This window comes from Cohnella baijiui (genome assembly GCF_020731285.1).
In the GTDB taxonomy this organism is placed as follows: domain Bacteria; phylum Bacillota; class Bacilli; order Paenibacillales; family Paenibacillaceae; genus Cohnella.
Genome location: NZ_JAJFOW010000503.1, coordinates 1 through 211, shown reverse-complemented (window position 1 = coordinate 211; position 211 = coordinate 1). Strand labels below are relative to the sequence as shown.

The following is a 211-nucleotide window of genomic DNA, read 5'->3' as shown; positions in this document are numbered from 1 at the left end:
GGCCGCTGTAATCCATATTGGCAATTGCTGCCGCGCTATCCCTCGTCTCACGCAGTTGATTAATGAGCATCGCTTTCGTCTGGTTCAGCTCAATATCCGAGATCTCACCGCGCTTCATCATGTCAAGCTGCTCTTTAATTATGTGCAGCGCCTGATCATAATTCGCCGTCTCAATGCCTGACATAATCATGCATAATCCCTTTTGCGTCTC

General features: G+C 48.3%; 1 pseudogene. It reads right to left on the bottom strand.

Annotated features, from left to right (window positions below):
• A pseudogene (locus LKX83_RS33550) lies at window positions 1-190 on the bottom strand (EF-P 5-aminopentanol modification-associated protein YfmF); the annotation flags it as partial.
• Window positions 191-211 lie beyond the last annotated feature (21 nt).